This window comes from Streptomyces sp. NPDC051664 (assembly GCF_044453545.1).
Lineage (GTDB): Bacteria > Actinomycetota > Actinomycetes > Streptomycetales > Streptomycetaceae > Streptomyces.
In genome coordinates, this window is the sequence record NZ_JBITCU010000022.1 from 103,727 (window position 1) to 113,237 (window position 9,511).

Annotated in this window: 4 protein-coding genes and 2 pseudogenes; 3 read left to right on the forward strand and 3 right to left on the reverse strand. The window is 68.4% G+C overall.

All coding sequences use genetic code 11. From position 1 onward, the window contains the following. Nucleotides 1-51 precede the first annotated feature (51 nt). A pseudogene (locus ACIA8E_RS30400) lies at nucleotides 52-753 on the reverse strand (5-methyltetrahydropteroyltriglutamate--homocysteine S-methyltransferase); the annotation flags it as partial. Here ACIA8E_RS30400 and ACIA8E_RS30405 point away from each other — a divergent pair. Both ACIA8E_RS30405 and ACIA8E_RS30410 read left to right on the forward strand, forming a co-directional pair. Continuing rightward, nucleotides 754-1,455, forward strand: a pseudogene (locus ACIA8E_RS30405) (short-chain fatty acyl-CoA regulator family protein); the annotation flags it as partial. A gap of 154 nt (nucleotides 1,456-1,609) precedes the next feature. Beyond that, nucleotides 1,610-3,607, forward strand: coding sequence for a SpoIIE family protein phosphatase (locus ACIA8E_RS30410; protein WP_399302765.1), 1,998 nt, complete (start codon nucleotides 1,610-1,612; stop codon nucleotides 3,605-3,607). 202 nt (nucleotides 3,608-3,809) lie between these two features. On the opposite strand, the gene ACIA8E_RS30415 is transcribed toward ACIA8E_RS30410, so the two are convergent. Then, nucleotides 3,810-5,339, reverse strand: a complete 1,530-nt coding sequence (locus ACIA8E_RS30415; protein WP_399302767.1) for a helix-turn-helix domain-containing protein — start codon at nucleotides 5,337-5,339, stop codon at nucleotides 3,810-3,812. 787 nt (nucleotides 5,340-6,126) lie between these two features. Between ACIA8E_RS30415 and acnA the strand changes: the two genes are divergently transcribed. Continuing rightward, nucleotides 6,127-8,841: an aconitate hydratase AcnA gene (gene acnA, locus ACIA8E_RS30420; protein ID WP_399302769.1), complete on the forward strand. Its 2,715-nt coding sequence runs from the start codon at nucleotides 6,127-6,129 to the stop codon at nucleotides 8,839-8,841. Nucleotides 8,842-8,929: 88 nt separating this feature from the next. Here acnA and ACIA8E_RS30425 read toward each other — a convergent pair whose 3' ends face one another. Then, a complete protein-coding gene (locus ACIA8E_RS30425) occupies nucleotides 8,930-9,241 on the reverse strand; it encodes an ArsR/SmtB family transcription factor (RefSeq protein ID WP_399302771.1) in 312 nt (103 codons plus the stop codon). Nucleotides 9,242-9,511 lie beyond the last annotated feature (270 nt).

Consider the following 9,511-nt stretch of genomic DNA (forward strand, 5'->3'; position numbering starts at 1 on the left):
CGGGCCGAGAGGGACGGGCTTCCACCACACCCTCTCGGCCCTTGACTCGCGTCAGGAGGGCCGAAGTTCCGAGCGGACCGTGCGGGCGGCGGAGACCAGGTTCTCCAGCGAGGCACGGGTCTCGGGCCAGCCGCGGGTCTTCAGACCGCAGTCGGGGTTGACCCACAGGCGCCCGGCCGGGATGGCTTCAAGTCCCTTTCGGAGGAGGGCGGCCGCCTCCTCGGCGCTGGGCACGCGCGGGGAGTGGATGTCGTAGACGCCGGGCCCGGCCTCGCGCGGGTAGCCGTGTGCGGCCAGTTCACGTGCAACCTGCATGTGGGAGCGGGCGGCCTCCAGGCTGATGACGTCGGCGTCGAGGTCGTCGATGGCCTGGACGATGTCGCCGAACTCGGCGTAGCACATGTGGGTGTGGATCTGGGTGTCCGGACGTACGCCGCTGGTGGTGAGGCGGAAGGCTTCCGTGGCCCAGTCCAGGTAGGCGGGGCGGTCGGCGGCGCGCAGGGGAAGGGTCTCGCGCAGGGCGGGTTCGTCGACCTGGATGACCGAAGTGCCCGCTGACTCAAGGTCGTTCACCTCGTCACGCAGGGCGAGCGCGACCTGGCGCGCGGTATCGCCGAGCGGCTGGTCGTCGCGGACGAAGGACCAGGCGAGCATGGTGACCGGACCGGTCAGCATGCCCTTGACGGGGCGGTCGGTCAGGGAGTTGGCGTACGAGGTCCCGCGCACCGTCATCGGTTCCGGCCGGGAGATGTCGAAATCGACAGGCTGGCAACCGAGGACTTCCCGCCGGGGTCCCCGACACGCGCCTTGGCCCGCATCGGCGTCGCCGACTACTTCGCAGCCGCCCTGATCCTTCCGTACGGCGCCTTTCACACCGCTGCCGAGGAGGCCCGCTACGACATCGAGCGCCTCACCGACCGCTTCGGGCTCGGCTACGAGACCGTCTGCCACCGCCTGAGCACCCTCCAGCGCCCGAGGTTGCGGGGGGTGCCGTTCTCGTTCGTCCGCGTCGACCGGGCGGGGAACATGTCGAAACGTCAGTCGGCCACCGGCTTCCACTTCTCCAGGGCCGGCGGCACATGCCCCCTTTGGAACGTCTACGAGGCATTCGCGGCACCTGGCCGCATCCACGTTCAGATCGCGGCCATGCCCGACGGACAGCGGTATCTGTGGACCGCGCGAGCGATCACGCGACACCGCGGCGGCTGGGGCGAACCCGGCAAGACCTTCGCCATCGGCCTGGGCTGCGAGATCCGTCACGCCTCACGTCTGGTCTACTCCGACGGGCTCGATCTCGACAACGCCTCCGCCGCCACCCCGATCGGGATGGGCTGCCGCCTCTGCGAACGCCTCGACTGTCCCCAGCGTGCGGTACCCCCGCTGGGCCGCCCGCTCACGATCGACGAGAACAGCAGCACGTTCGTCCCTTACCCGGTGGCCGACAGCACGGGGTGAACCGCCCGGCGACCCCTCTTCACGGGCGGCCGTCTGCCGTTTCCAGCCGTCGCCACTCGACGCAGCCGCTCAGACACACCTTCACCAAGACATCGCGGCAGAATGCGCGAAAATGGCTGAAGAGGCTGTTTTGGTATATGTCAGGGAGCCACAGATGGACGCCCCGGACGAATTCCTTCGAGGGCCTGACCCGGCGGCTCTTCTTACGCTGGACGGTGCCATCCGCAGCCTCAACGCTGCGATGGCCGCAGCGCTGGGCAGGCCGGTGGAGCAGTGCCTGGGACGTGACTTCGGAGACCAGTGCCTCGGACGTGACTTCGGTGATCTGTGGCCCGCAAGCGAGCGGATGTCGGCCGAGAGCCTCGTGGCCCACGCCGCCAGGACGAAGACGGTCGCGATGCGGGTGCTGGACTTCCCAGGGCGAGGCGGAGCACCCGTTGCGTGCTTGATCGAGGCGCGGCAGGTGAAGGATCCGGCAAGTGACGAACAGTTGATCTGGGTGCACGCACTGGATGCGCGAAACGACCTGGCCAGCCTGCTGATTCCGTTCCGGATGGCCACCTCGGCCGCCAACCTCGGCCTGTGGATGTATTCACCCTGTGAGCACCAGATGGAGTGGCTCGGTGGCGCACCCGCTCTGGCGGCGCTCTTCCCGGGCCCCACTACGTCACTTTCCAGAGTGATATCGGCGGTGCACCCTGACGACCGGGAGGCCTTGCGGCAGCTGCTGCGCTCGGCCGCCACGCAGCAGTCCGCCTGGGTGAGGTTGCGGTACCTCCCCCAGCACGAGGGCTGGCACCAATTGGCCGCTCAGACCCGTCGGATCCAGTTGGGATATGGCGGCCCCGAGCGGATCTTCGGGGTGGTCCGCGACGACACCAAGAAGGAGAAGCGCAACGAGAAGGCGCAGGCCGCACTGGCTGCCGAGCGGCTGCGCGCCAAGGAGACCGCCGCATTCTCCTCCGCCTTGATCACTGCAGCCACGGAGCAGGAGCTGCAGCAGGTCGTCCTGACCCGGCTCGCCGCAACCTTCGGCGCCAGCGGCGCCTTGCTCGCACTCGTCGCCGAAGGCCGCCTGCGCGTCTCCACCGATGCCGGGATATCCATGTGGGAGGTCGACGTCCTGCACGGCATGTCGCTGGACGATCCGAGCCCCGTGCCCGAGTCGATCCGCACCGGCCGGCCGCAGTTCATCCGCGACCGGGAGGATTACATCCGCCGTTGGCCACGCGGGGCTGAATTTCCGCTGATCGGCCGACTCGGCTCCGACTACGCCACTTCGATCACCCCCCTGAGCGAGGCCGGAAATCAACCGCTCGGAGGATGGGTGGTGACCTACGGCAGCGGATACCGGCCGTCCCTGGAGGAGCGGACCCTCATGGGTACGCTGGCCGACCTGGCAGGGCAGGCACTGAGGCGCATCAGGTTGCAGCAGGCACGAGTCGAGCTGGCCACGGCGCTGCAGCAGACCATGCTGCCCACGCTGCCCGAGCACCTTGCGGGCCTGGAGGTCGCCGCCCGCTACCGACCGAGCCTCGACGGGCTGGACATCGGCGGAGACTGGTACGACGCCTTCGCCATGCCTGACGGCACGGTCGCAATGGAGATCGGCGACGCCCAAGGGCACGACGTGGACGCCGCCGCAGTCATGGGACAGGTACGCGCCTCCATACGTGCGATCGCCGCCCACGAACCGGATCCCGCAACCGTGCTGACGCGCACCAACGAGCTGCTCGTCACGATGGAGGCGGCACGATTCGCCAGCTGCACCATGCTGCATATCGACCCAGGCGACGGACAGGTCACCGGCGCCAGCGCCGGCCATGTGCCGGTGCTGTACGCGCGCGAGGACGGCAGCCACAGCATCCGCGAGCTGCCGGGCGGGCCGGTCCTGGGAGTCGTGCCCGGCACCGAGTACCGAGAGGAGACCTTCACCCTGGACGAGGGAAGTGCGCTGGTCATGGTCACCGACGGCGTGGTCGAAGGACCGGGCCTCACATTGGAAGCCGGACTGGAGCGAGCCGGAACACTGGCCGGAGCGGCCCTCCACGACGGACTGAACGCCGAGGAGACCGCCGACCGCATCCTCGACGCCGCGGTCGCGGTGGACCACCTCGACGACGTGGCCGTGCTGGTCATCCGACGCGCATGAGGGCGCCCGCTTCCTCATCCGGAAGCCGGCGCCGGTCGCCGCCGGAGTCGTCACCCTACCGACCTGCACCCACCTCATGCCGGACAGTCAGGCACGAGCGAGGCGGGCCGTGGACGGTGTCCTCCGCGAGGGCGGAGGACACCGGACAACGGCCCACAGACGGCCCAGGAGACAGAAAACGTGGTCCTGACCCGGGGCTGAATCAAATGTCGCGGAAGATCTCGATCTGTGCGCCCACCGAGTTGAGGCGCTCCGCCAGTTCCTCGTAACCGCGGTTGATCACGTACACGTTGCGCAGTACGGAGGTCCCCTCGGCCGCCATCATCGCGAGCAGCACCACCACGGCGGGTCGCAGCGCCGGCGGGCATATCATCTCGGCCGCGCGCCAGCGGGTCGGGCCCTCCACCAGGACCCGGTGCGGGTCGAGGAGCTGGAGTCGGCCGCCCAGCCGGTTGAGGTCCGTCAGATAGATGGCGCGGTTGTCGTAGACCCAGTCGTGTATGAGGGTCTTGCCGTGCGCCGAGGCGGCGATGGCCGCGAAGAACGGCACGTTGTCGATGTTGAGACCGGGGAACGGCATCGGGTGGATCTTGTCGATCGGGGCCTCCAGCTTCGAGGGCCGGACCGTCAGATCGACCAGCCGGGTACGGCCGTTGTCCGCCGCGTACTCCGTCGTGCGGTCGCAGTCGACACCCATCTCCTCCAGCACCGCGAGCTCGATCTCCAGGAACTCGATCGGCACCCGGCGGATGGTCAGCTCGGACTCCGTCACCACGGCGGCGGCGAGCAGACTCATCGCCTCGACCGGGTCCTCGGAGGGGGAGTAGTCGACATCCACGTCTATGTTCGCCACACCGTGCACGGTCAATGTCGTCGTACCGATGCCGTCGATGCGTATGCCCAGCGCCTCCAGGAAGAAGCACAGGTCCTGGACCATGTAGTTGGACGACGCGTTACGGATGACGGTCGTGCCGTCGTGACGGGCGGCCGCCAGCAGCGCGTTCTCCGTCACCGTGTCGCCGCGCTCGGTCAGCACGATGGGGCGGTCGGGGGTGACCGAGTGGTCGATCTGGGCGTGGTACAGGCCCTCGGTCGCGGCGATCTCCAGGCCGAACCGGCGCAGCGCGATCATGTGCGGCTCGATGGTCCGGGTGCCGAGGTCGCAGCCCCCCGCGTACGGCAGCTTGAACTGGTCCATACGGTGCAGCAGCGGGCCGAGGAACATGATGATGGACCGGGTGCGACGGGCCGCGTCCGCGTCGATGGCCTCCAGGTCGAGCTGGGCCGGCGGGACGATCTCCAGGTCGGTCCCTTCATTGATCCACCGGGTCCGCACACCTATGGAGTTCAGAACTTCGAGGAGACGGTAGACCTCCTCGATGCGGGCGACGCGGCGCAGGACCGTACGTCCCTTGTTGAGCAGCGAGCCGCAGAGCAGCGCCACGCACGCGTTCTTGCTGGTCTTGACGTCGATCGAGCCGGAGAGCCGGCGCCCGCCGACCACCCGCAGGTGCATCGGTCCGGCATAGCCGAGCGACACGATTTCACTGTCGAGTGCTTCACCGATACGGGCAATCATCTCAAGGCTGATGTTCTGATTGCCGCGCTCGATGCGGTTGACGGCGCTCTGGCTGGTGCCGAGCGCTTCGGCAAGTTGACTCTGCGTCCAGCCCCGGTGCTGACGGGCGTCACGTATGAGCTTGCCGATGCGTGCGAGGTAGTCGTCTGACATGGCGCCAGGTTATCTCAGATATGAGATGAGGACTCGGTGGGGCTGTGGTGTTCGGGTGACGGATGGGGCGACACGGCGACGGGCGTGGGGTCGATGCGGGGACGAAGTGATATGGGCTGCGGGGTGCGGTGACGTGACGGAGGCGTGCGCCACCCCTCCCATCCTCCGCGCGGTGCGGCAGTCAGGCACGCCGTGCGCCTCCATGCGGGTGTTCCGGTGTGCGGAGTCTCCGTCAAGGAGCGGAGCCTCCGCGCGTCGCGCTGCCGCGTACACACGCGGGTCGGGGCCTCGTGAGCTATGCCCAGGCGCGGGAGCGGAGGGGTTCCGTGCCGCGCCACGAGGTCCTGGCCGAGAACTCCTGAGTGCCGTCGGGGGTCGGCGTGGGCGGCTCGCCGGTCCGCCTGGGTCACCGCTGGTCGTCGCCGACGATCTCTATGTGCACACGGCTGGTGCTGGACGGTCGGTGGCCCTGGAAGGAGGTTCCGGCCCTCGGCCCGACACCGCCGTATGAAGGCCGAACGGGCGGGTCCGCGGGGGAGGGGCCTTGATCGCCTGAGATGGACGGTGCTGCACGGGCAGCCGGGCATGACCCTTCAGCGGCGATGTACTAGGGTTATCTCGACATCGAGATATCTGCCGAAGGCGCACTGCAGCCGCCGAACGGTAAGGGTTACCTAACTAAGCCTTACCTTAGCGGATGGTCGAGAAGCCGTAGGCGGCACCACGCGGCGCCCGCCGTAATGAGGCGCGGTGCGGTGGTACGCGCACATTGATGAAGGAGACTGTCGTGTCGGCGAACAGCTTCGACGCCCGCAGCACGCTGCGCGTGGGCGACGAGTCGTACGAGTTCTTCAGGCTGGACAAGGTCGAGGGCTCCGCGCGCCTCCCTTACAGCCTGAAGGTGCTGCTGGAGAACCTGCTCCGCACCGAGGACGGCGCGAACATCACCGCCGACCACATCCGGGCGCTGGGTGGCTGGGACTCCCAGGCCCAGCCCAGCCAGGAGATCCAGTTCACGCCGGCCCGCGTGATCATGCAGGACTTCACCGGCGTTCCGTGTGTCGTGGACCTCGCCACCATGCGTGAGGCGGTGAAGGAGCTCGGCGGCGACCCGGCGAAGATCAACCCCCTCGCGCCGGCCGAGCTGGTCATCGACCACTCCGTCATCGCGGACAAGTTCGGCACCAACGACGCGTTCGCGCAGAACGTCGAGCTGGAGTACGGCCGCAACAAGGAGCGCTACCAGTTCCTGCGCTGGGGCCAGACCGCCTTCGACGAGTTCAAGGTCGTCCCCCCGGGCACCGGCATCGTCCACCAGGTCAACATCGAGCACCTGGCCCGCACGGTCATGGTCCGTAACGGCCAGGCGTACCCTGACACCCTCGTCGGCACCGACTCGCACACCACCATGGTCAACGGCCTCGGCGTGCTGGGCTGGGGCGTCGGCGGCATCGAGGCCGAGGCCGCGATGCTCGGCCAGCCGGTCTCCATGCTCATCCCGCGCGTCGTCGGCTTCAAGCTGACCGGCGAGCTGAAGCCCGGCACCACCGCCACCGACCTCGTGCTGACCATCACGGAGATGCTCCGCAAGCACGGCGTCGTCGGCAAGTTCGTCGAGTTCTACGGGGAGGGTGTCTCTGCCACCTCGCTCGCGAACCGCGCCACCATCGGCAACATGTCGCCGGAGTTCGGCTCCACCGCCGCGATCTTCCCGATCGACGACGAGACGCTGAAGTACCTGCGTCTGACCGGCCGTGACGAGCAGCAGGTCGCGCTCGTCGAGGCGTACGCCAAGGAGCAGGGCCTCTGGCTGGACCCGGCCGCCGAGCCGGACTTCTCCGAGAAGCTGGAGCTCGACCTCTCCACGGTCGTCCCCTCCATCGCCGGCCCGAAGCGTCCGCAGGACCGCATCGTCCTGGCCAACGCCAAGGAGCAGTTCGCGCAGGACGTGCGCAACTACGTCTCCGAGGACGAGGAGTCGGGCAAGGAGTCCTTCCCGGCTTCCGACGCCCCGGCCTGCGCCAACGGTGTGCCGTCGCGTCCGACCACGGTCACGGCCCCCGACGGGACGACGTACGAGATCGACCACGGCGCCGTCACCGTCGCCGCGATCACCTCCTGCACCAACACCTCGAACCCGTACGTCATGGTCGCCGCGGCGCTCGTGGCCAAGAAGGCGGTCGAGAAGGGCCTGACCCGCAAGCCGTGGGTCAAGACCACCCTCGCCCCGGGCTCCAAGGTCGTCACCGACTACTTCGACAAGGCGGGCCTGACCCCGTACCTCGACAAGGTCGGCTTCAACCTCGTCGGCTACGGCTGCACCACCTGCATCGGCAACTCCGGCCCGCTGCCGGAGGAGGTCAGCAAGGCGGTCAACGAGCACGACCTGGCCGTGACCTCGGTGCTTTCCGGCAACCGTAACTTCGAGGGCCGGATCAACCCCGACGTCAAGATGAACTACCTGGCGTCCCCGCCGCTGGTCGTCGCGTACGCCATCGCCGGTTCGATGAAGGTCGACATCACCAAGGACGCCCTGGGCATCGACCAGGACGGCAAGCCGGTCTACCTCGCGGACATCTGGCCCTCCGAGGCCGAGGTCAACGACGTCGTCGCCAACTCCATCGGCGAGGACATGTTCAACAAGTCCTACAAGGACGTCTTCGCGGGTGACGCCCAGTGGCAGGCGCTGTCGATCCCGACCGGCAACACCTTCGAGTGGGACCCGCAGTCCACCTACGTACGGAAGCCCCCGTACTTCGAGGGCATGACGATGGAGACGACCCCGGTCGCCGACATCGCCGGCGCGCGCGTGCTCGCCAAGCTGGGCGACTCGGTCACCACCGACCACATCTCCCCGGCCGGTGCGATCAAGGCCGACACCCCGGCCGGCAAGTACCTGACGGAGCACGGCGTCGAGCGCCGCGACTTCAACTCGTACGGCTCGCGCCGCGGCAACCACGAGGTCATGATTCGCGGCACCTTCGCGAACATCCGCCTGCGCAACCAGATCGCCCCGGGCACCGAGGGTGGTTTCACCCGCGACTTCACCCAGGCGGACGCGCCGGTGTCGTTCATCTACGACGCCTCGCAGAACTACCAGGCCGCCGGCACCCCGCTGGTCATCCTGGCGGGCAAGGAGTACGGCTCCGGCTCGTCCCGCGACTGGGCCGCCAAGGGCACCGCGCTCCTCGGCGTCAAGGCCGTCATCGCCGAGTCGTACGAGCGCATCCACCGCTCGAACCTCATCGGCATGGGCGTCCTCCCGCTCCAGTTCCCGGAGGGCGCGACCGCCGAGGCCCTCGGACTCACCGGCGAGGAGACCTTCTCCTTCACCGGCGTGACCGAGCTGAACAACGGCACGACGCCGCGCACGGTGAAGGTCTCCACCGACACCGGTGTGGAGTTCGACGCGGTCGTCCGCATCGACACCCCGGGTGAGGCGGACTACTACCGCAACGGCGGCATCATGCAGTACGTGCTCCGCAGCCTGATCCGTAAGTAGGCAGTCCGGTACGTCGCGAAGGGCCGCACCCCCGCCGGGGGTGCGGCCCTTCGGCGTGTCCGGGGTGACCGGCGGCTCGGGGCCGGTCTCAGGAGTTGGCGCGGATCAGGTCCAGCAGCCCCGGAAAGCGTTTGTCCAGGTCATCCTTGCGCAGGGTCGCCGCGCGGCTGTTGCCCCGGTTCACCTGCCGTACCGGACCTGCTTCGCGCATGGTCCTGAAATGGTGCGTGGTAGTCGATTTGGAGACCGGCAGGTTGAAGGACGCACAGGTGCGGGCCGTGCCCTCCGGTTCGTGGAGCAGGGCCACGACGACTCCCCATCGCAGGGGATCGGAGATCGCGTTCAGGACCGTGCGCAGGTCCATCTCCTCCGGTTCCGGATGACCTTCCTCGTCCGGCATCGCTGCTCTCCTTTCCTGAACTCGATCGGCACGAAGACCGTCCCGGCCTCCGGTGCGTCGAGTCCGCCTGCGCTGCGTCGGGACACAGCACACGCCCGGGTGCGGATCCGTCGGATCCGCACCCGGGCGTGGCAGGGCAGGGGGCCAGGGCTCGCCCGTGGACGGGCCCCGGCCTCCTGCGGGCTCAGCGGACGCCGAGCAGGTGTTCCATGGCGAGCTGGTCGAGGGCTTCGAAGGCCATGGAGCGTTCGGCGGCGGCCGTGACGTCGA

Excerpts from the sequence above, each read along its gene's own strand:
- ACIA8E_RS30410 (WP_399302765.1), top strand. The coding sequence starts at position 1,610 with ATGGACGCCCCGGACGAATTCCTTCGAGGGCCTGACCCGGCGGCTCTT.
- ACIA8E_RS30415 (WP_399302767.1), bottom strand. The coding sequence starts at position 5,339 with ATGTCAGACGACTACCTCGCACGCATCGGCAAGCTCATACGTGACGCC.
- ACIA8E_RS30425 (WP_399302771.1), bottom strand. The coding sequence starts at position 9,241 with ATGCCGGACGAGGAAGGTCATCCGGAACCGGAGGAGATGGACCTGCGC.